The 19,821-nt window shown below is 59.8% G+C and carries 21 protein-coding genes; 18 read left to right on the forward strand and 3 right to left on the reverse strand.

The annotated features are described in order from the left end of the window. Positions 1–11: 11 nt before the first annotated feature. From prmC to BACI9J_RS07395, 18 genes are all read left to right on the forward strand, one after another. Positions 12–884, forward strand: a complete 873-nt coding sequence (gene prmC, locus BACI9J_RS07310) for a peptide chain release factor N(5)-glutamine methyltransferase (protein WP_159733803.1) — start codon at positions 12–14, stop codon at positions 882–884. Positions 885–896: 12 nt separating this feature from the next. Further along, positions 897–1,715, forward strand: a complete 819-nt coding sequence (locus BACI9J_RS07315; RefSeq protein ID WP_159733804.1) for an L-threonylcarbamoyladenylate synthase — start codon at positions 897–899, stop codon at positions 1,713–1,715. Next, positions 1,712–2,497 (forward strand): WecB/TagA/CpsF family glycosyltransferase, encoded by a 786-nt coding sequence (locus BACI9J_RS07320; RefSeq protein WP_159733805.1) that lies wholly within the window; start codon positions 1,712–1,714, stop codon positions 2,495–2,497. The genes BACI9J_RS07315 and BACI9J_RS07320 overlap by 4 nt, the downstream gene beginning before the upstream one ends. Further along, entirely contained in the window at positions 2,498–3,454 is a 957-nt protein-coding gene (locus tag BACI9J_RS07325; RefSeq protein ID WP_159733806.1) for a glycosyltransferase, read from the forward strand. Positions 3,455–3,731: 277 nt separating this feature from the next. Further along, entirely contained in the window at positions 3,732–4,844 is a 1,113-nt protein-coding gene (locus BACI9J_RS07330) for an MraY family glycosyltransferase (protein WP_159733807.1), read from the forward strand. Positions 4,845–4,963: 119 nt separating this feature from the next. Then, positions 4,964–5,455 carry a hypothetical protein gene (locus BACI9J_RS07335; protein ID WP_159733808.1) on the forward strand — a complete coding sequence of 164 codons (492 nt, stop codon included), beginning with the start codon at positions 4,964–4,966 and terminating at the stop codon, positions 5,453–5,455. Further along, complete coding sequence (locus tag BACI9J_RS07340) at positions 5,442–5,777, forward strand: hypothetical protein (protein ID WP_159733809.1); 336 nt, start codon at positions 5,442–5,444, stop codon at positions 5,775–5,777. The genes BACI9J_RS07335 and BACI9J_RS07340 overlap by 14 nt, the downstream gene beginning before the upstream one ends. An 81-nt stretch (positions 5,778–5,858) precedes the next feature. Continuing rightward, the gene (gene atpB, locus BACI9J_RS07345; protein WP_159733810.1) at positions 5,859–6,659 is read left to right on the forward strand and encodes a F0F1 ATP synthase subunit A; all 801 of its coding nucleotides are present in this window, start codon (positions 5,859–5,861) and stop codon (positions 6,657–6,659) included. A 79-nt stretch (positions 6,660–6,738) separates the two neighbouring features. Next, entirely contained in the window at positions 6,739–6,957 is a 219-nt protein-coding gene (gene atpE, locus BACI9J_RS07350; RefSeq protein ID WP_011775261.1) for an ATP synthase F0 subunit C, read from the forward strand. A gap of 50 nt (positions 6,958–7,007) precedes the next feature. Continuing rightward, entirely contained in the window at positions 7,008–7,565 is a 558-nt protein-coding gene (locus BACI9J_RS07355) for a F0F1 ATP synthase subunit B (RefSeq protein ID WP_011775260.1), read from the forward strand. Further along, a complete protein-coding gene (locus tag BACI9J_RS07360) occupies positions 7,565–8,392 on the forward strand; it encodes a F0F1 ATP synthase subunit delta (RefSeq protein WP_142938632.1) in 828 nt (275 codons plus the stop codon). Before BACI9J_RS07355 ends, BACI9J_RS07360 begins: the two co-directional genes overlap by 1 nt. 84 nt (positions 8,393–8,476) lie before the next feature. After that, a complete protein-coding gene (gene atpA, locus BACI9J_RS07365; protein WP_141282718.1) occupies positions 8,477–10,114 on the forward strand; it encodes a F0F1 ATP synthase subunit alpha in 1,638 nt (545 codons plus the stop codon). A gap of 76 nt (positions 10,115–10,190) precedes the next feature. Further along, a complete protein-coding gene (locus tag BACI9J_RS07370; protein ID WP_159733811.1) occupies positions 10,191–11,081 on the forward strand; it encodes a F0F1 ATP synthase subunit gamma in 891 nt (296 codons plus the stop codon). An 84-nt stretch (positions 11,082–11,165) separates the two neighbouring features. Continuing rightward, positions 11,166–12,617 (forward strand): F0F1 ATP synthase subunit beta, encoded by a 1,452-nt coding sequence (gene atpD / locus BACI9J_RS07375; protein WP_141282550.1) that lies wholly within the window; start codon positions 11,166–11,168, stop codon positions 12,615–12,617. Position 12,618: 1 nt separating this feature from the next. After that, positions 12,619–12,903 (forward strand): F0F1 ATP synthase subunit epsilon, encoded by a 285-nt coding sequence (locus BACI9J_RS07380; RefSeq protein ID WP_014922172.1) that lies wholly within the window; start codon positions 12,619–12,621, stop codon positions 12,901–12,903. 10 nt (positions 12,904–12,913) lie between these two features. After that, positions 12,914–13,345, forward strand: coding sequence for a DUF2550 domain-containing protein (locus BACI9J_RS07385; RefSeq protein ID WP_159733812.1), 432 nt, complete (start codon positions 12,914–12,916; stop codon positions 13,343–13,345). A gap of 5 nt (positions 13,346–13,350) precedes the next feature. Further along, entirely contained in the window at positions 13,351–14,649 is a 1,299-nt protein-coding gene (locus BACI9J_RS07390; RefSeq protein ID WP_159733813.1) for an alpha/beta hydrolase, read from the forward strand. Next, positions 14,631–17,147 (forward strand): bifunctional lysylphosphatidylglycerol flippase/synthetase MprF, encoded by a 2,517-nt coding sequence (locus tag BACI9J_RS07395; RefSeq protein ID WP_159736394.1) that lies wholly within the window; start codon positions 14,631–14,633, stop codon positions 17,145–17,147. The genes BACI9J_RS07390 and BACI9J_RS07395 overlap by 19 nt, the downstream gene beginning before the upstream one ends. A gap of 178 nt (positions 17,148–17,325) precedes the next feature. Here the strand turns inward: BACI9J_RS07395 and BACI9J_RS07400 are convergent, their stop codons facing one another. The 3 genes from BACI9J_RS07400 to nucS form a co-directional block, all read right to left on the reverse strand. After that, positions 17,326–17,529 carry a cold-shock protein gene (locus BACI9J_RS07400; RefSeq protein WP_017199737.1) on the reverse strand — a complete coding sequence of 68 codons (204 nt, stop codon included), beginning with the start codon at positions 17,527–17,529 and terminating at the stop codon, positions 17,326–17,328. 298 nt (positions 17,530–17,827) lie between these two features. Then, positions 17,828–19,075, reverse strand: coding sequence for an N-acetylglucosamine-6-phosphate deacetylase (locus BACI9J_RS07405; protein ID WP_159733814.1), 1,248 nt, complete (start codon positions 19,073–19,075; stop codon positions 17,828–17,830). A gap of 47 nt (positions 19,076–19,122) precedes the next feature. Beyond that, positions 19,123–19,818 (reverse strand): endonuclease NucS, encoded by a 696-nt coding sequence (nucS, locus tag BACI9J_RS07410; protein ID WP_017199739.1) that lies wholly within the window; start codon positions 19,816–19,818, stop codon positions 19,123–19,125. Between the last annotated feature and the right edge of the window lie 3 nt (positions 19,819–19,821).

Below are 19,821 nucleotides of genomic sequence, written 5' to 3' on the forward strand. Positions count from 1 at the left end.
AGAGTACATCCATGACGTTTTACCAAGGCCAGAGCCTCGCGGACGCTGTTCGTGAGGCTACTGCCGTCTTATCCGACGCCGGTGTGCCCAGCCCGCGTGTTGACGCAGAATTGCTCGCCGACCACCTTTTGGGTGTCGGCCTCGGACGCCTGCGTGCCATGATGCTCGGCGATTCTCCCGCGCCTGAAGGCTATGGGGAACTTGTGGAGGAGCGGGCCGGGCGCGTACCGCTGCAGCACATCACCGGCATCGCTTATTTTCGGCACCTGGAGTTGCGTGTGGGCCCTGGCGTCTTTATTCCCCGTCCTGAAACGGAATCTGTTGTCCAGTTGGTCATCGATCATCTCTTAGGAATCCCGCACCCCAAAGTGGTGGATCTGGGCACAGGGTCCGGCGCCATCGCCGGCTCCATCGCCTATGAGGTCCCGGGCGCGGAAGTTCACGCGGTGGAGTACAGCACCCTGGCGCATGCCTGGGCTGCCAGGAACCTTGAACCGCTTGGCGTCCTGCTGATTGAAGGCGATCTGCGCGATGCCCTGCCCGAGCACAACGGAACATTCGACGTCGTCGTATCCAATCCGCCGTACATTCCCGCCGAAGCCATCCCCACGGAGCCTGAAGTCGCTCTGCACGATCCGCCGGAGGCGCTGTACGGCGGGGGAGCGGACGGCATGGTACTTCCGACGGCGGCGGCGGCCTCGGCGGCCCGGCTCCTTAAGCCCGGGGGTTATTTTGTGATGGAGCACGCGGAAGTCCAAGCCGCATGGATCGCGGGCATGCTGCAACGAACCGGACGTTGGAACAACGTCACCACACACTACGACCTGAACGGCAAGGAACGTGCCACCAGCGCCACACTGGCCAGCCCGTCTCCTGATGAGTGAAAGAATAGCGCTGTGACCACAACCTATAACTGCACTTCCGATGACCAGCGGACTGAAGGGCTTCAGCACGCCCAGCGCGCCATCAGCGAAAAGAAGTGCGTCGTTCTACCGACGGACACCGTCTACGGCATCGCCGCAGATGCCTTCTCGCCGTTGGCCGTGACCATGTTGTTGGCCTCCAAAGGGCGCAGCCGGCAAATGCCGCCTCCGGTCCTGATTCCCCGGGTCAACGCCCTGGACGGGCTGGCCACCGACGTACCTGCAGATGCCCGGGCACTGGCTCAGGCTTTTTGGCCCGGTGGTCTCACCTTGATACTGCACGCACAGCCGTCACTGGATTGGGACCTCGGCGAAACCAAGGGCACAGTCGCCCTCAGGATGCCCGATGACCAGATCGCTCTGGACCTCCTCGGACTCACTGGTCCTTTGGCTGTTTCTTCGGCCAACCGGACGGGTCAGGAAGCGGCGCAGACAGCGTCCGAAGCCCGTCTGCAGTTGGCGGAGTCCGTTGAGGTCTACCTTGAAGGCGGTTTCCGTCCTGTGAAGGGAACTGCTGCCTTGCCCTCGACGATTGTTGACGCCACGTCCACGCCCTTCCGCGTAGTGCGACAGGGAGCCATTGAGCTGGAGCGGCTTCGTGAGATCGTTCCCTCGATCCTTGGCGTAGGGGAAACCATTCCGGCAGAGGTACCTGCTGCGGCGGACGCGACGGTTGAAGAAACTGCAACAGCGGACGATGCTCCGGTCGAGGTCACACAGGCCGCCGCCGTCGAGGATTCGATCCAGGACACGGTAAAGCCGGAGGACTCCAGCAAAGCCAAGTCCGAATGAGTCCGGAGCGTCAACGCGTCCCCGTCCTTGACGTCGACGCCACTCCGATGCGCGTCGATGAGGTCATTGATGCCATGGGCGGGATCATCGCAGCAGGAACAACCGCCACCGTACTTGGACACAACCTCCACAGCATCACGTTGTTTCACTCCCGCCCGGATATCCGTTCCCTGTACCGGAACAGCTCGATTGTCCTCTTGGACGGCGCTCCGGTAGCGATGCTTTGGGGGCTCGCGCACAAGCGCCAACTGCAGGCGCTGGGGGCGGGAACCATGTCTTACCGGCTCGGTTCCATGGACTGGATCCCGGAGCTCGGCCAGGTCAAGGGCCTGGAGCGCATCGCCGTCGTGGGCGCCGGACGGACTGCCAATACAAAGGCCGTGGCCCGTTTGCGCTCCATCGTCCCCGGTGCAAAAGTGGACGGCATGCCCGGTGAGGGCTGGGACAACGCCCTGGAAGACGCTGTAGTGGACTGGTTGGCGGATTTCCGTCCGCAGTTGGTCCTGCTCGGACTGGGGATGCCCCTGCAGGAGACTGTCCTTCACCGCCGGCTCCAGAATCTGCCGCCTGCCGTTTATTGTGCCGTCGGTGGTGCAATCGAACAGGTTGCGGGAATCCAAAAACTGGCGCCGCGCTGGCTGGGACGTCTGGGGCTCGAGTGGGCCTGGCGCCTGGTCCTTCACCCGGGGCGCGTAGCCTACAGAGTTTTCGTTGAACCTTGGAAGCTGGCAGCCCTGCTGATCGGGCGCCGTTTTCAACCATCCAAGACCAAAGGCAAGTAAATGACGTCCCACCCTGTCGTGGTCGCTGTCGTAGTGACCTATAACCGGCGTGAACTCCTCCAAACCACCTTGGATGGCATTGCTGCAGGTACTCAGGTGCCGGACGCCGTCGTCGTAGTGGACAACGCTTCCACCGACGGAACCGCAGAGTTCCTCCGGCAGTACCAAGGTCCGCTGACCACGGATGTGGTGACGTTGAATACCAACGTGGGCGGTGCCGGTGGTTTCGTCGTCGGCATGGAACGTGCCCTGCTCGACCACGATGCGGACCACGTGTGGATCATGGACGACGACACAGAACCGCAGCCCGACGCCCTGCGCGAAGCATTGGACCTCTCCGAGTCTTACAAGAAAGAAACCGGCGACGCCCCGGCGTTCATCGCAAGCCGTGTGGTCTGGACTGACGGCCGCGATCATCCGATGAATCGGATGCGGCCCCGGATGGGCGCGAGCGAAAACCAGCGCACTGCTGCAGTCCGGCTGGGCGCAACCCAGATTAGGAGTGCGTCGTTTGTGTCGGTGCTGATTCGTGCCGAAGAAATCAGGCAGCATGGCCTGCCCATAGCGGATTACTTCATCTGGAACGACGACCTGGAATACACCGCCAGGATTTCACGTAGCGGGACCGCCCTGACCACCAACGCGTCGGTGGCCAACCACCACACGAAGGTCTTTGGTGATGCCGGAGCGGATCCCGGCCCGCGTTTCTACTACGAAGTGCGGAACAAACTCTGGGTTTACACCCGCTCAAGCGCATTGGCGCCGTGGGAGAAAATCCTTTTTACAGGCGCTTCCTTGCGGAACTGGACACGCACGATTGCCGCCTCGCCGAATCGCAAAGTGCTGTTGGCCGGGCTTCTCAAGGGCCTGCGCCACAGCTTGAAGGCCCCTCGTCCCAACGCCCAGGTGCTGAACGGGATCTACGCACTGCGTAACGTCCAAGAGCCTGCCAGGTAGCGTTCACGCCGCGTGAATCCCAGCCAAACACGCTGGAGCTTGGCGGCTGCGTCACAGGGTGGTCACGGCCATTGGCATTAGTATCGTGACTAGAGTCCACAGAAATCCCGCAACATTCGGCACAGCCGGTGCAGGCATGGCGACGGAGTAGTTCCATTTATCCAAAGACAGATTTCCACACCTTGAGCTGCCCGCAACCCGACGGCATTCAATCCCGCCGGTTGCATTCGATGGTCCCTTCTTACCGTTTGTGCGGGCTGCTTTCCGGGGCCGCGTCATGATCATGTACATGCTGATGGCCCTCACGGCGGCCGTTGTGTCATATACCGGGACGTGGGGCGCCCGAGTGCTGGGAAACAAGCTGCGGTTGTACCAACCCATCCGCAGCCGTGACATGCACTCGGCCCTCATTTCCAAACTTGGCGGGCTGGGTATTTTTGTGGGCTTCTTCGCCGCCCTGGTGGTAGCGAGCAATTCTTTCTTCGTCAAGGACATCTTCAGGCACAATGATGCCCCTTGGGGGATCCTGGCCGGTGCCGTGGTGATCGTCGCTGTGGGTGTCGCGGACGACATCCTGGATATCCGTTGGTGGATCAAACTGCTGGGCCAAGCTGCAGCCGCCTTCATTGTGGCCATTTGGGGGGTGCGGATGTCTGTTGTGCCCTTCATTCCGGAACCGATTTTCCTTGAGTCCGAAGTCGTCCAGATTGTGCTCACTGCAGGGCTCATAGTCACCACCATGAATGCCGTGAACTTCATTGATGGACTGGACGGACTGGCAGCCGGAGTCGCCATCATCGGTGGGGGAGCCTTCTTCCTCACCGCGTACTGGGTTCACCGGAACAACCCCTCCACGGATAACTCGGACCTCGCAACCCTGCTGATGGCCATCCTCGTGGGCAGTTGCATCGGGTTCCTTCCACACAACTGGTTTCCAGCCAAAATTTTCATGGGCGACTCAGGGGCCATGCTCATAGGTCTACTCATGGCCTCCGCAGGCGTCGTGGCCACGGGTCAGATCGGATCCGGCCTCTACGATCGCGCCAACGGTATCCCCACGATCGTTCCCATCCTGCTGCCCTTTGCTGTGCTCTCTCTTCCCCTTCTTGATCTGGGGATGGCCGTTGTGCGAAGAACAGCCAGGGGTCAGTCACCTTGGTCCGCTGACCGCGGGCACCTCCACCACAAGTTGGTGGACCTTGGATACTCGCACCGCAGCGCCGTCGTCATGCTGTATGTCTGGACGTGCATCCTTGCCTTCGGCGGCGTCGCCTTTGCCGTGTTCCCCTGGCAAGTCGTGCTCATTGTCCTCATAGCGGCTGCGCTTGTCATGGCTGCCGTGACAGCATGGCCTTACTTCACCCGGAACTCGAGCCGACCGGGGGAGTAGTTGTGACTGTTGGTTATGGTCACAGTTCTATCTCATGTAGAATTCTTACTGCGGACAGTCACTCGCCCGTATCCCCACTTTGAGAATATGGCACCTGTGCCACGAGGATTGGTATCCCCATGACATCCAACGCCGAAACCGGACACTCCTCCGGTAAACGTGGTGTTGGACCTGTTGGCAAGCCGTCCTCGTTGTGGCTCCGGTTGCTTCTTCTTAGCGCCGCATCAGCAGTAGCTGCCACTGCCGTTACCTGCGTGATTGCGGCCTTCATGAACGGCGGGCAGGGCGCGCTTTCAGCGGCGTTCGGTGCCGTGCTGGTCATGCTCTTCTTTGGGATCAGCCTTCTGATTGGCCACTTTGTTGGCCGAAACAACCCCTCCGGCGCAGTCGGCCTCTTTGTTGCAACATATTTCATCAAGGTGGTCGGGTTTGCTGTGGTGCTGTTTGTACTCGGCGCCCCGGAATGGCTTCACGGCCGGTGGTTCCTCATTGGCGCCGTGGTCTCGGTTGTCTTCTGGCAAGCCGCCGAAATCTACGGCTTCAGCAAGGCCCGCCTGCAGATCTTCAACGATCCTGAGGAGCAGAAAGGTGACCCGAATGTCTCCGCGTAAGCGATATTCACGCCCGGCCCCCACTGCTCAGCAGCCTGTCAAACATGGTGAAAGCGCTGAAGCCGGAAATGACGGCGGATACAACGCCGGCATGGCCGTCTTCAGCTACATCATTGGCGGGATCATTGTCTGGAGTTTGATAGGCTGGGGTTTGGATAATCTGTGGGGGACCCGCTGGATTGTGCTCCTTGGCGCTCTGCTGGGAGCCGCAGGAGGGTTCTATCTTTCCCATATGCACGGCCTCACCAGGCAAAGTTCGTCTTCTGGCGAGAGCAACGCAGACAGCGGTCCGTCCACGGACGGGGACAGTAATGCCAAATAATTTCACATGGATTACAGATGCGTCCAACGCGTCCGCATTCCAACCAATGCCCAATGATGGACACAGCAGAGAGGAAACGCGTTGATCGCGCTTGCGCTCCCCGCCCAGGATTCGGGGTCATTCACCCCACCCGGAATCGACGAAATGCACCTGCCGGCAATCCTGCCTTGGGGTGCGCACGATGGATTCTCCAAGCAGATGCTGCTGGTGATCCTTTCGGTCGTCATTATCGCTACATTCTTCATCCTCGCTGCACGTAAGCAGCAGCTGGTTCCCGGCAAGCTGCAGTTTGCAGGCGAGATGGCCTACGGCTTCGTCCGCAACAGCATCGCCAAGGACATCATCGGCGGCAAGGACTTCATCAAGTACGTGCCGCTGCTGTTCAGCCTGTTCTTCTTCATTCTGGTGAACAACATTTACGGCGCCATCCCGGTGATCCAGCTGCCGAGCTTCTCGCACGTAGGTGGCGCCTACGTACTCGCAGGCATCGTGTTCTTCACCTGGATTGCCATCGGTGTCAAGAAGAACGGTATTAAGTATTTCAAGCTGGCCACCGTTCCATCGGGTATCCCGTGGTACATCCTGCTGATCGTTGTACCGATCGAAATCATCTCCAACTTCCTGGTCCGCCCGGTCACTCACAGCCTCCGTCTGTTTGCAACCATGCTGGCCGGCCACTTGATCGTCATGCTCGCCGGTTCCGGCATCGAGTTCCTTGTCATGCAGGAGAACGTCCTGCTCAAGGGTGCTTCGGTACTTGTCCTGGTAGGCGCCGTAGCTATGTACATGCTCGAAGCGTTGATCATGGCCCTGCAGGCATACGTGTTCACATTGTTGACCGCGATCTACATCGAAGGCGCCCTGCACGCCGACAGCCACTAGGCTCCCAAAACTTCCCCTCGCGGGGATGAAGCAACCCAAACAACCTGCCGCACGGGCGGCATCTTGAAAGGAAGAAAAAATGGAAGGCACCATCAACGGCTCCCTCAACCTCATCGGCTACGGTCTTTCGGCCATCGGCGGTGGTATCGGTGTGGGTCTCGTGTTCGCCGCGTACATCAACGGTGTTGCACGTCAGCCGGAAGCTCAGCGTGTGCTGCAGCCGATCGCGTTCCTTGGTCTGGCACTGACTGAAGCTCTCGCCATCCTCGGCCTGGTCTTCGCTTTCGTTCTTTCCTAGTCCTTAGAACCAAGCGAATCCCAAGCACGAGTAGATAGGACGGGTGAAATATGAATCAGCTGATCATCTCAGCCGCCACTGAAGGCGCTGCGGAGGCTAATCCGCTCGTTCCCAACGTCTGGGAAATGGGCGTAGTCCTCGTAGGCTTTGCAGTCCTCATGTACATCGTGGTCAAGTTTGTTGTCCCGATGTTCGAGAAGACCTTCGCAGAGCGCGCCGAAGCAATCGAAGGTGGCATTGCAAAGGCCGAAGCGGCCCAGGCGGAAGCTTCTGCAGCTCTTGAAGAGTACAAGCAGCAGCTCACCGATGCCCGTGCCGAAGCCAACCGTATCCGTGAAGAAGCACGCGCCGAAGGCGCGCAGATCCTCGCGGACCTGAAGGCAAAGGCTGCAGCAGAGTCTGCACGCATCACCGAGCAGGCACACGCTGCCATCGAGTCGGAGCGCCAGGCAGCTGTTGTCTCGCTTCGTTCCGAGGTTGGCACTTTGGCTACCACGCTGGCAGGCCGCATCGTTGGGGAAGCACTCACCGACGACCAGCGCGCCGCACGCGTTGTGGACCGCTTCCTGGCAGATCTGGAGACCCAGAGCGCAGGTGCAGCTAAGTAATGGCAGGTATATCGAGCGAATCGCTGACCACAGCGCTGGCGCAGTTGGAAGCCAAGCTTCCCTTCGCCTCGCTGCAGTTGGCTAAGGACCTCTTCGGAATCCTGGGAACGGTGGACAGCTCGGCTGGCTTGCGCCGCGCCCTGACTGACCCGTCCCGTTCCGGTGACGAGAAGTCGGCGCTGGTCAAGCAGCTGGTTGGCGGGAAAGTCTCCGCTGATGCTGCTGAGATTGCAGGCGGATTGGCCAGCTCGCGCTGGGCATCGGCACGCGATATCGGCGATGCACTCGAGACGCTTGCCGCCACGGTTGTCATTGCCGTAGCTGAAAACAAGTCGGCCGTTTCTGCCTCCGGTATCACGGGGCTGGAAGAGCTGGAAAACGATCTGTTTGCCTTCAATCAGGCCGTCGCCTCCAGCCACGAAGTACAACGTGCTTTGTCTGAGCCGCAGGCATCTCCCGCGGCGAAGATTGCACTGGCCGAGAAACTGGTTCCTGGCAGCAGCGAGGAAGCAAAGGTTCTCATCAGCCAGGCAGTTACGCAGCCGCGCGGTGTCAAGCCGAGCAAGCTCGTCGAGTCATTCGCCAAGCTTGCAGCCAAGCGTCAGCAGCGCTGGATTGCAACTGTCAGCGTTACCCGTCCGTTGACGGAAACGCAGGCCAGCCGTCTGCAGGCCGGGCTGGATGCCCTGTACGGCCGCGAACTGAAGGTCAACGTCAATGTTGACCCCGCACTGATCGGTGGAATTCGGGTCCAGGTGGGTGACGAAGTGCTTGACGCTTCGGTTATCGCCCGTCTGACTGAACTCCGCCGCCAGCTCGCTGGCTAGCGAAGACAAGCACAACTTAACTGATATAAAACCCGGTCATCGTGAGCAACGATGATCACGAAAACAGGAGAGCAGGGACTGCAGATGGCCGAATTGACCATCAACGCCGACGACGTCCGTAATGCGTTGAACGAGTTCGCGGCGTCCTACGAACCCGGTAACGCAGAGCGCGTAGAGGTTGGTCGTGTGACCACCGCAAGTGACGGCATCGCCCGTGTTGAGGGTCTTCCCTCGGTCATGGCGAACGAGCTGCTTCGCTTCGAAGATGGCACGCTGGGCCTGGCCCAGAACCTTGACGTCCGCGAGATCGGTGTCATTATCCTCGGTGACTTCACCGGTATTGAAGAAGGCCAGGAAGTTCACCGTACCGGTGAGATCCTGTCCGTTCCGGTTGGCGATGCCTTCCTGGGGCGCGTTGTCGACCCCCTGGGCCAGCCCATCGATGACCTCGGCGAGATCAAGGCCGAAGCCACCCGTGCATTGGAACTTCAGGCTCCGGGCGTTACCGAGCGCAAGTCGGTTCACGAACCGATGCAGACCGGGCTCAAGGCTATCGACGCCATGATCCCGATCGGCCGCGGCCAGCGTCAGCTGATCATTGGTGACCGCCAGACCGGCAAGACCGCCATCGCCGTGGACACCATCATCAACCAGAAGGCCAACTGGGCTTCCGGAGATGTCACCAAGCAGGTTCGTTGCGTCTACGTTGGTGTCGGCCAGAAGGCTTCCACCATTGCAGCAGTCCGCCAGACCCTCGAGGATCACGGCGCACTGGAGTACACCACCATTGTGGCGTCCCCGGCATCTGACCCCGCTGGCTTCAAGTACTTGGCACCGTATGCAGGTTCGGCCATCGGCCAGCACTGGATGTACGGCGGCAAGCACGTTCTGGTGATCTTCGATGACCTGTCCAAGCAGGCCGAAGCTTACCGCGCCGTGTCACTGCTGCTGCGTCGTCCGCCGGGACGCGAAGCCTACCCGGGTGACGTTTTCTACTTGCACTCCCGCCTGCTGGAGCGTTGTGCCAAGCTCTCCGACGAGCTCGGTGCGGGTTCGATGACCGGTCTTCCGATCGTTGAAACCAAGGCAAACGACGTCTCCGCATACATCCCCACTAACGTGATCTCCATCACTGATGGCCAGATCTTCCTGCAGTCGGATCTCTTCAACGCCAACCAGCGTCCCGCTGTTGACGTTGGTGTCTCCGTCTCCCGCGTTGGTGGCGCTGCACAGGTCAAGTCCATGAAGAAGGTCTCCGGTACTTTGAAGCTGGACCTGGCTCAGTACCGCGACATGCAGGCATTCGCAATGTTCGCCTCTGACTTGGATGCTGCTTCCCGTCAGCAGCTGACCCGCGGTGCTCGCCTGATGGAACTGCTCAAGCAGGGCCAGTACTCTCCGTTCCCGGTAGAGAACCAGGTTGTATCGATCTGGGCCGGCACCAACGGTTACCTGGACGACGTTCCGGTTGAGGACATCAACCGCTTCGAGTCCGAGTTCCTGGAGCACCTCACGCACAAGTCCTCCATCCTGACCACGCTGGCTCAGACCAACGTCCTGGATGACGACACCGCTGCAGCTCTGAAGGAAGCAATTGTTTCCTTCAAGAAGGGCTTCTTCGGCGAGGGCGACAACCACTTGGTTGGCGCCGGCCACGAGGAGCACGCAGCGATCTCCGGCGGCGACGTCGACCAGGAAAAGATCGTCAAGCAGAAGCGCTAGTTCCGATAACCTGCTCCGCCGGGGTCCGAAAGGGCCCCGGCAGGGCAGCACATCGGGAACTTAGGAAAGGATAAGTATGGGAGCCCAGATTCGGGTCTACCGTCAGAAGATCAGCTCGACGACGTCGATGCGCAAGATCTTCAAGGCGATGGAACTGATCGCTACCTCGCGCATCGGTAAGGCCCGCGCCCGCGTAGCAGCTTCACTGCCTTACGCGAACGCGATTACCCGCGCCGTTTCTGCTGTCGCAACTCAGAGCGAAATCGACCACCCGCTGACCACCGAGCCGGAGCAGATCCGCCGCGCCGCAGTCCTGATCATTACATCGGACCGTGGCCTTGCAGGATCCTATTCGGCGAGCGTGCTCAAGCAGGCTGAAGGTCTCACCGAGCTTCTTCACGCAGAAGGCAAGGAAGTCAAGGCGTACCTGGTTGGCCGCAAGGCGCAGGCGTACTTCGATTTCCGCAACCGGTCCTACTCCCGCGTATGGACCGGCGGCACGGACGCACCGGAATTCGAAACCGCCCAGGAAGTCGGAGCTGCACTTCTTGAAGACTTCTCCACTGACTTCGAAGAGGGTGGCGTGGACGAAATCCATGTTGTTTACACCCGCTTCAAGTCCATGGTGACGCAGGAGCCTACGGTTATCCGTTTGCTCCCGCTGGAGGTCGTCGAAGAGGAAGCAGCCTCGGAAACCGAACTGTTGCCGTTGTACGAGTTTGAACCGGAAACAGAGCAGGTGCTTGACGCACTGCTTCCGCGTTACATCGAGTCCCGCATCTTCGCAGCCATGCTGCAGGCCGCAGCTTCCGAGCTCGCAGCCCGCCAGCGCGCTATGAAGTCGGCCGGTGACAACGCTACGGATTTGATCAAGAAGTACACGCGCCTTCGCAACACGGCCCGCCAGGCCGAGATTACGCAGGAGCTTTCCGAGATCGTGGCAGGCGCCGACGCCCTCGCGTCCTAGCCTGAAACGTCTTCGGCTCGAAGCCGCACCTGCACCAAACAGATAAACTTAACCCCACGCCATCTACTGAGTGAAGTGAGAGAGATGACTGCCACTGCTACCGAACACGTAGCTACGGCCGGTGCCACCGGCCGCATTGCCCGTGTTATTGGTCCGGTTGTCGACGTCGAATTCCCGGCTGACGCAATCCCCTCGATTTACAACGCTCTGACCACTGAGATCACTCTCAACGGCCAGACGAAGACCATCACGTTCGAGACCTCCCAGCACCTGGGTGACAACCTCGTTCGCGCCATCTCCCTGCAGGCAACCGACGGCCTGGTCCGCGGCACCACCGTGCAGGACTCCGGCGCTCCCATCTCCGTGCCCGTCGGCGACGGCGTCAAGGGCCACATCTTCAACGTTCTCGGCAAGCCGCTGGACGTCGAAGAGTCCGAGATCAAGGCAGACGCCTACTGGCCGATCCACCGCAAGGCCCCGTCCTTCGCTTCCCTCGAGGGCTCCACGGAGATGCTCGAGACCGGCATCAAGGTCATCGACCTTCTCACCCCGTACATCAAGGGTGGAAAGATCGGCCTCTTCGGCGGTGCCGGTGTTGGCAAGACCGTTCTGATCCAGGAAATGATCACCCGTGTTGCCCGCAACTTCGGTGGTACTTCCGTATTCGCCGGTGTTGGCGAGCGTACCCGTGAAGGTAACGACCTCTGGGTTGAAATGGAAGAGGCAGGCGTTCTTAAGGACACCGCCCTTGTATTCGGCCAGATGGATGAGCCGCCGGGAACGCGTCTTCGCGTGGCACTGTCGGCACTGACCATGGCGGAGTACTTCCGCGATGTTCAGAACCAGGACGTGTTGCTCTTCATCGACAACATCTTCCGCTTCACGCAGGCAGGCTCGGAAGTTTCCACGCTGCTCGGCCGTATGCCGTCCGCTGTGGGCTACCAGCCGAACCTTGCGGACGAGATGGGTCTGCTCCAGGAGCGAATCACCTCCACCAAGGGTCACTCCATCACGTCGATGCAGGCTATCTACGTGCCCGCTGATGACTACACCGACCCGGCTCCGGCAACGACCTTCGCACACCTCGACGCGACCACGGAACTTTCCCGTGAAATCGCCTCCCGTGGTTTGTACCCGGCCGTTGACCCGCTGACGTCCACCTCCCGTATTCTGGATCCCCAGTACATCGGCAAGGATCACTACAACACGGCTGTCCGTGTTAAGCAGATCCTGCAGAAGAACAAGGAACTTCAGGACATCATCGCCATCCTCGGTGTTGACGAATTGTCTGAAGAGGACAAGATCGTCGTGTCCCGTGCACGTCGCATCCAGCAGTTCCTTTCGCAGAACACCTACACCGCCAAGCAGTTCACCGGCGTCGAAGGCTCCACCGTGTCCATCAAGGACACTGTTGAAGGCTTCACGGCCATCTGCGACGGCGAGCTTGACCACATCGCAGAGCAGGCGTTCTTCAACGTCGGCGGCCTGGATGACGTCGAGCGTCAGTGGGCCAAGATCCAGGAACAGACCAAGTAGTATGGCTGAGCTCGAGGTTGAGATTGTCGCGGCGGACCACTTTGTGTGGTCCGGTGCGGCCAAGATGGTGAAGGCCCGCACCAGCGATGGTGAAATCGGAATCCTGCCGGGCCACTCGCCCCTTTTGGCCATCATGGCCGCGGGCGAGCTGGCAATCCAGCCGGTTTCCGGTGATCGCATTGCAGTAGTTGTTGACGGCGGATTCTTCTCCGTCGACAACGATCGCGTGGTGATTGTTGCTGACAACGCCAAATTGGGCGAAGCGGCTACAGCGGGGATCCGATAGCACGACCTTGATGGACGATTCCCTTATTCCGTTCATCGCCCTGGCAACAGCGTTTACGTTGCTGATCATTTCACTGTGCCTTTTCGGGGTGCGCCGCTTCAATCTGCGGCGCGCCCTGGGCACGGTTGACGCCTCCATTTGCATGGCTGGAAACAGCTGGCAGATGGGGGTTTGTCGTTATCAGGACAACGAGCTCGAGTGGTTCCGCCTGATGTCTCTGAGCGTCCTCCCCAAGCACAAGTTCACGCGCAGCTCCCTTGAATTGCTGGGGCGCAGACAGCCCACGGAAGATGAGCTGGTCAGGATTCAGCCTGGTGTGGTGGTGGTCGAGCTGCAGTATGAAGGCAAGGAATTCATGTTGGCCATGAACTTTGATGCCTATGCCGGTTTGTCGTCCTGGCTCGAAGCCGGGCCGGTCATTGGCGTTGGAACCTGGCGTTAGGCGCCATGGATTTTCTTTCCGACATCAGTCTGGTGGATGGGCCATTCCTGTGGTTCAGCGTCGTTTGCGGTTCAGCCGGCGCGGCCTACCTCCTCTGGCGTCGACGCCGCTCCTGGCTTTTGCTGGTCCCGGTTTGCCTGGTGGTGGCCACAGTTGTTGTGGCGCTGGTTCACTGGATTCTCGTGGATCTTATGGCCACATTCTCGGAGAACCTGCCGTTTCAAACGGTGGCATGGGCGGTCCCGGCTGTCGCCGCCCTTCTCCTCTGCGCTGCGCGCTTCCCCCGGAATACCTGGCGAGGCCGCACCCTTAGCGTGGCGGCGATGCTCGGGGTTCTGCTGTTATCCGTGGTCCAAGTGAACCTCTATTTCGGTCTGAACAACACGGTCTCGGACCTGCTGGGTACTGCGGTGGCGCGCGTACAACCACTGGAAGCGAGTCTCAAACGTACCCCGGATGCAAAGCCCGGGCCTGAGCTCTCCGCATGGAAAGCCCCGGACTCCATGCCACGAAACGGCATTCTGCGCAAAGCTGACATTCCCGGCACGACTTCCGGTTTTACCGCACGGGAAGCCTACATTTACTTGCCGCCCGCTTATCAGACGGCAGAACGGCCACCACTTCCCGTGCTTATTCTCTTCGCTGGTCAACCAGGTGGTCCTGCTGATTGGCTTACTGGTGGCCAGCTCCGTTCCCTTCTGGACCAGTTCGCTGAAACCCTTCACGGGATCGCCCCTGTCACGGTGGTGGTGGACCCCAATGGATCAGCCAATGCCAACACCATGTGTATGGACAGCAAGATAGCTTCCGTAGATACGTATCTCTCACAGGACGTACCTGCCTGGATCTCTGAGACGTTGGATGTCTCCAAGGATCACAAGCAGTGGGCCGTTGGTGGGTTCTCCTTCGGCGGCACGTGCGCCATGCAGATGGGAACCTCGCATCCGGAGCTGTTCAGGTCAATTCTGCCCTTCGCTGCCGAGAGGGAACCTGCCCTGGCCAAAGATAGAAACAAAACCATCACAGACTCGTTCGACGGTGATGTTGAGGCATTTGAGTCCAGGACACCATTGGTGTTGATGCATGAACGGGATTTTTCCGGAAGCGGCGTTTATCTCGTCTCAGGGGAGGCTGACCATGAGTTCACTGACTACATGCACGAACTTGCTGAGGCTGCACGAAATGCCGGCTTTGAAACCGAAGAACATGCCATTTCACAGGCCGGGCATTCCTGGGACGCAGTGATACGGGGTATGCCCGGCGGACTTGAATTCCTGGCCGCCCGCTGGGAGTTGCCGCGGTGAGCCTTGCCTTCAAAGGCGTGATCCAACCTGCATTGGGGCAAGCAGGGCGCCATGTGCGGTCAACACCGTTTACCACGCTTGTTCTCATCCTTTTTGCGGGCTTGTCCTTGGTTGCCGATAGCTTTCTGACGGGTCCACCTCAGTCCTGGCTTCCTTTTGCCAGTGTTTCGCTGGAGGGTTTGAGGTCGGGTGAATGGTGGTCTATCTGGACGTCGCTGTTCTTCGCGACCAATCCTTTGGCTTATGCAACCGCCGTTCTGATGATCCTGTTCCTCCTTGGCTTGGCAGAGCGACGCTTGGGTTCCCTGCGTACAGCAGGGGTCTTCCTGGGTGGTCAGTTCACGTGCGTATCGGCGTTTCTCCTGGTAACCCAAATTGCGCAATACCTTGGTGATGGCTGGCTTTCGGGGATGGCCGACATTCGGCTGATCGGCCCCTACGGTGCAGTCCTCGCTACGGTGTTGGCCGCCAGTGCGCTCCTGTCCACCTTGTGGCAGCGGCGCCTGCGGACAGTGGTACTCGCCATTTCCTTGCTGTTGGTGCTGTATGTGGGACACGCAGAGACGGTGGTTGGTCTCCTGGGCGCGCTCATTGGGTTGCTTACCGGGTGGTGGCTGCAAAGCAGCCAGGGCCATCTCCACCTGCACAGGTCAACCAGCCGGGAAATCCGCAACCTTCTTTCACTGACCATGGCAATTTTCGCTGTGGGTCCCATCGTGACCGCGGCCGCTAAGAGTCCTGCCGGACCCTTGGCTCTCTTGCGGGATGTCATTCTCAATCCGCTACCCACCCTCAGCCAACTGGAAAGCAGCTGCGGCGGAACCATCGACGTTGCCTGCCTTGAAGTAACCCGGCAAGGGTATACGGGTCCGTTCGGATTGGCTTTGGCCGTGGTGCCTGTTGTATTGCTCCTGATTTGTGCGGACGGAATGAGGCGCGGACGCCGATTGGCGCTGGGGATCGCAATCGGCGTGCAGTTGGTGGTGGTGGCCTTGTCCACCATCTACCTGGGGCTGTTTGCCGGCATTCCGCGGCCCCCGGGCCGGCCACAGTCGGGCATGCTCAATTCGCCTGTGGTACACATCATTCCGCTGGTAGTGGTTCCTTTGGCCTTGGCACTGCTCCTGTTCGCGTACAGGGGCCACTTCAGGGTAGAAACTTCGGATCGTCTCCGCCGGAAGGTGTTCTGGCTGGTCGGGCTGACCGGGGGAGGGTTGGGTCTGAGCTATACGGTGGTGTGGTTTGCCTCCGGCGGGTTGGTTCGCGACGGCGGCCTCCTGGGTTTGGTGGCTGAACTTGCCAGGCAGTATCTCCCCGTTCCCCTTCCCGGGGTATACCGTAAGGTCTTCGCAGAGCGAGATGTGCTAGAGGTCTTCCTGTTTTCCTACTCAGGCACCTTGTTTTGGTTTGTAGCGCTACTTGGTGTGTGGGTGCTGCTGATCCGCGGACATCACACAGGAGGGCTTGACCGTCAGGCGCGACACGCGGCCCGTGCTCTGGTGAAGCGGGGCGGGGATTCACTTTCGTGGATGGCGCTCTGGGAACCGAACAAGTACTGGTTCACACCGGATGGGTCCGGGGGAGTGGCCTACCAACAGCACAGCCACGTGGCGTTGACCTTGGCCGGCCCCTTTGGTGCACGCCAGCATCACGCGGGCACCGCCAAGGGGTTCTTGGATTACTGCTCCCGGCATGCGTTGACGCCTTGCCTCTACTCTTGCACAGACGAGCTTTGGCCGATGCTGGAGGCCCGTGGTTTCCGCCGGGTCCCGGTTGCACAGGAGACCCGGTTACGCATCAGGGGTTTGGAGTTCAGGGGCAAAGAGTGGCAAAACGTCAGGACCTCCCTTAACCGTGCTGCGAAGATGGGGATCACGGCGAGCTGGGGTCGATACTCCGAACTCCACCATGGAGTGCGTGCCCAAGTAAGTGAAGTCTCGGAGGAATGGGTGGCACAAAAGCGGATTCCGGAAATGGGCTTCACCATGGGCGGTCTGGACGAATTGGATGACGACGACGTCCTGTGCTGCGTTGCTGTGGACGGGGCTGGCTTCGTTTATGGCGTGACCAGTTGGCTTCCCGTTTATGAAAACGGCGTGGTTGTCAGCTGGACGCTGGACTTCATGCGGAGGCGCGGCGATTCTTTCCCGGGGGTCATGGAGTTCCTGATCGCGTCGGCCGTTTTGCACTTGCGGGACTCCGTGGAAGTGATTTCCTTGTCGGGTTCGCCTCTTGCCCGTGAAGAGGGCGAAATCGAGGAGCGTGCCAAAGGCCTGGCGGGAATACTGGAGGTGGTGGGACAGGCTTTGGAACCTGTTTACGGATTCAGGTCATTGGCGTCGTTTAAGTCCAGATTCCAACCTGAGTACAGAACGTTATACATGTATTACCAAGACCCCTTGCAACTTCCTGCAATTGGACGTGCGCTCAGCAGGGCGTACCTTCCAGGATTGTCAGTCCGGCATTCCGCACGGCTGCTCAGAAGCTTGGTTGGTTGAATGGTCAACGCTTATTCGAAGTGCGCTTTTGGTATTTCTTCATGGTTGGTAATAGTCGTTCTGAAGAAGTCTTTGATAGGGACCGTGGCTCCTGGCATTAAGACGCGTTGACCCCGGCTCGAAAGCCAGGGTCAACGTGTTTGTTGTCCTTGCAAAAGGCAGGGATCAACGGGTAAGACTAGACGACCGTAACGCCGGTTGCCTGGGGGCCCTTGGCTCCCTGACCGATCTCGAACTGAACGCGCTGGTTCTCATCGAGGGTCTTGAAGCCACCGGTCTGGATCTCGGAGTAGTGAACGAAAACGTCGCCATCCGCGTCATCCGGGGTGATGAAGCCGAAACCCTTTTCGGCGTTGAACCACTTGACGGTTCCCAGTGCCATGTATATCTCCTCATTTTGGAACTTCAGTCCGATACACCTCGTACCGGGTTTGTTACTCCGCGAGAAGACCTGAATACCGAACAAGCCGAAGCTTGATTGATTAGCAGGAGCTTCACGCTCGCAACTGGTCTTGCGAGCATGAAAAACACCTACACAAAGACTGCTACAACACTTTCATGTGCTCTGCCGGAGGTCAACGGTCTTTTGCCCAATTCAGGAAAATTTTCGGTAAAAAGAAGGTAACGTCCGCTTCCCCAATTCATCAGGATCCTTTTCCAAGGAATCTGAAACCGGGGAGCTAGGACAGCCACTGCCCATTGCGCATTACGCCCGTCAGTTCCAGATCTTGGTTTGTTACAACAACGTCGGCGCGTAGTCCCCGGCGGAGCCCACCTATTTCGTCGGAAAGTCCCAGGACTGCGGCCGGGACCGCGGTCGCTGAGCAGATAGCGTCCGGAAGTCCGACGCCGGCAGCCACAGTTTTGCTGACCACTTCAAGGAGAGTGGAGGTACCTCCCGCTATGGATCCGGTGGCGTCGAGTGTGGCCACGCCTTCGCTGACGGTGACCGGAGACGGGCCGAGCATGTAGCTGCCATCGGACAATCCTGCGGCGGCCATGGAATCGGTGACCAGAACGATGTTTCCTGCTCCCACCAGTTGGAAGACCGTTGCCACCGTGCTCGGGTCCAGGTGCGTTCCGTCGGCAATGAGTTCAACAACGGCCTTTCCCTCTTGGGCCATGCGCAGGCATGCAGCCACGGGTCCAGGGGCGCGGTGGTGCAAGGGCGGCATCCCATTGAAGAGGTGCGTGACGGTGGGCAGCGAGCTGACGCCGTCAAATCCTGCTGACTCGAGTCCCTCGCGGGCTGCAGCCAGCGACGCTGCGGCTGTGGCGTCGTCGCAATCGGTGTGACCCAGCGAAGGCGTGACGCCATGGGAAGTCATCAGGTCCACCAATGCAGCCGCCCCGGGAAGCTCCGGGGCATAAGTCATGGTGGCCAGTTTGCCGGCCGCGGCGCCCACCAGCTCGTCCATGAGTTCCAGGTCAGGTTCCAACAAATAGTCAGGGTTCTGGGCGCCGCAGCGGGCGTGGGAAAGGAACGGGCCTTCCAGGTGAATGCCGGCCACCAGCCCCTCGTCCACGAGCTTCACGTAGAGCTCAATGCCTCGGAGGAGGTCTTCCCGGGGAGCGGTGACCATGCTTGCCAGGAAGGTGGTGGTTCCTGATCGATGGAGAAAATCCACGGCCTTGCGTGCCGAGGCTTCCTCGCCCCCGGGGAAGTCTCCGCCATTGCCGCCATGGCAGTGCACGTCAACGAGGCCGGGAAAGAGGTAACTGCCGCTGGGAATGCCCAAGCGGATGGCGCTTTGAAAACCGTCGAACTCTTGGGGATCGAAGTCGCTGGCCGGTCCTGCGAAAGCGATCCTGTCGCCGTCCACGGCAACCAGGCCGTCTTCCACCACCTCGCCGTCGCTGACAAGCGTTCCTCTGATGATCTGATGGCTCGGAGCGGAAGAGGAGGGAAAAGGGGATGCAGCAGTCATGGTTTTGATTCTAGTGGCCTGCGGCATAGTCTCCCGAAGACAGGAACTTAGAAAAGCCGTGACTCGCTGTCATCCACGCCACGCATGGCGTCATAATCCAGCGTGACGCAATCGATCCCGCGGTCGTTGGCCAGGACCTTGGCTTGGGGTTTGATCTGTTGCGCGGCGAAGATTCCCCGCACCGGCGCCAGCAGGGGGTCGCGGTTCAGCAATTCGAGGTACCGGGTGAGCTGTTCCACGCCGTCGATGTCTCCACGGCGTTTGAGTTCAATGGCAACAGTGGCGCCGTCAGCGTCCCTGGCCAGGATGTCCACGGGTCCGATAGCCGTGAAGTACTCGCGGCGTATAAGGGAGTAGCCGGACCCCAGGAGTTCGATTTGCTCGGCAAGGAGCCTTTGGAGGTCTGCTTCGACGCCGTCCTTGATCAGGCCGGGGTCGGTGCCGAGCTCATGCGAGGTGTCGTGCAGTTGCTCGTAGATGTTGATGATGAGGCGATCATCTGTTTTGGCGGACTGAACGGTCCACTGTTCCACCACGCCTTCCTCCACTTCGGTCTCCTCAGGTGAAGTGACCCGAAGGGTCGCAGGGGGGCTCATCCAGTTCAGCGGCTTGTAGGAGCCGCCGTCGGAGTGCACCAACACCGAACCATCCGCCTTGACCAGCAGAAGCCGGGTAGCGAGGGGGAGATGGGCCTTAAGGCGGCCAACGTAATCAACAGAACAACGGGCTATGACGAGTCGCACCCG

The organism is Arthrobacter sp. 9V, from assembly GCF_902506065.1.
Classification (GTDB): Bacteria; Actinomycetota; Actinomycetes; order Actinomycetales; family Micrococcaceae; genus Arthrobacter.

What these genes read in the sequence shown, in the direction of transcription:
- prmC (WP_159733803.1), top strand. Translation starts at nt 12, where the DNA reads ATGACGTTTTACCAAGGCCAGAGCCTCGCGGACGCTGTTCGTGAGGCT.
- BACI9J_RS07320 (WP_159733805.1), top strand. Translation starts at nt 1,712, where the DNA reads ATGAGTCCGGAGCGTCAACGCGTCCCCGTCCTTGACGTCGACGCCACT.
- BACI9J_RS07325 (WP_159733806.1), top strand. Translation starts at nt 2,498, where the DNA reads ATGACGTCCCACCCTGTCGTGGTCGCTGTCGTAGTGACCTATAACCGG.
- BACI9J_RS07330 (WP_159733807.1), top strand. Translation starts at nt 3,732, where the DNA reads ATGATCATGTACATGCTGATGGCCCTCACGGCGGCCGTTGTGTCATAT.
- BACI9J_RS07335 (WP_159733808.1), top strand. Translation starts at nt 4,964, where the DNA reads ATGACATCCAACGCCGAAACCGGACACTCCTCCGGTAAACGTGGTGTT.
- BACI9J_RS07340 (WP_159733809.1), top strand. Translation starts at nt 5,442, where the DNA reads ATGTCTCCGCGTAAGCGATATTCACGCCCGGCCCCCACTGCTCAGCAG.
- atpE (WP_011775261.1), top strand. Translation starts at nt 6,739, where the DNA reads ATGGAAGGCACCATCAACGGCTCCCTCAACCTCATCGGCTACGGTCTT.
- BACI9J_RS07355 (WP_011775260.1), top strand. Translation starts at nt 7,008, where the DNA reads ATGAATCAGCTGATCATCTCAGCCGCCACTGAAGGCGCTGCGGAGGCT.
- BACI9J_RS07360 (WP_142938632.1), top strand. Translation starts at nt 7,565, where the DNA reads ATGGCAGGTATATCGAGCGAATCGCTGACCACAGCGCTGGCGCAGTTG.
- atpA (WP_141282718.1), top strand. Translation starts at nt 8,477, where the DNA reads ATGGCCGAATTGACCATCAACGCCGACGACGTCCGTAATGCGTTGAAC.
- BACI9J_RS07370 (WP_159733811.1), top strand. Translation starts at nt 10,191, where the DNA reads ATGGGAGCCCAGATTCGGGTCTACCGTCAGAAGATCAGCTCGACGACG.
- atpD (WP_141282550.1), top strand. Translation starts at nt 11,166, where the DNA reads ATGACTGCCACTGCTACCGAACACGTAGCTACGGCCGGTGCCACCGGC.
- BACI9J_RS07380 (WP_014922172.1), top strand. Translation starts at nt 12,619, where the DNA reads ATGGCTGAGCTCGAGGTTGAGATTGTCGCGGCGGACCACTTTGTGTGG.
- BACI9J_RS07385 (WP_159733812.1), top strand. Translation starts at nt 12,914, where the DNA reads ATGGACGATTCCCTTATTCCGTTCATCGCCCTGGCAACAGCGTTTACG.
- BACI9J_RS07390 (WP_159733813.1), top strand. Translation starts at nt 13,351, where the DNA reads ATGGATTTTCTTTCCGACATCAGTCTGGTGGATGGGCCATTCCTGTGG.
- BACI9J_RS07400 (WP_017199737.1), bottom strand. Translation starts at nt 17,529, where the DNA reads ATGGCACTGGGAACCGTCAAGTGGTTCAACGCCGAAAAGGGTTTCGGC.
- BACI9J_RS07405 (WP_159733814.1), bottom strand. Translation starts at nt 19,075, where the DNA reads ATGACTGCTGCATCCCCTTTTCCCTCCTCTTCCGCTCCGAGCCATCAG.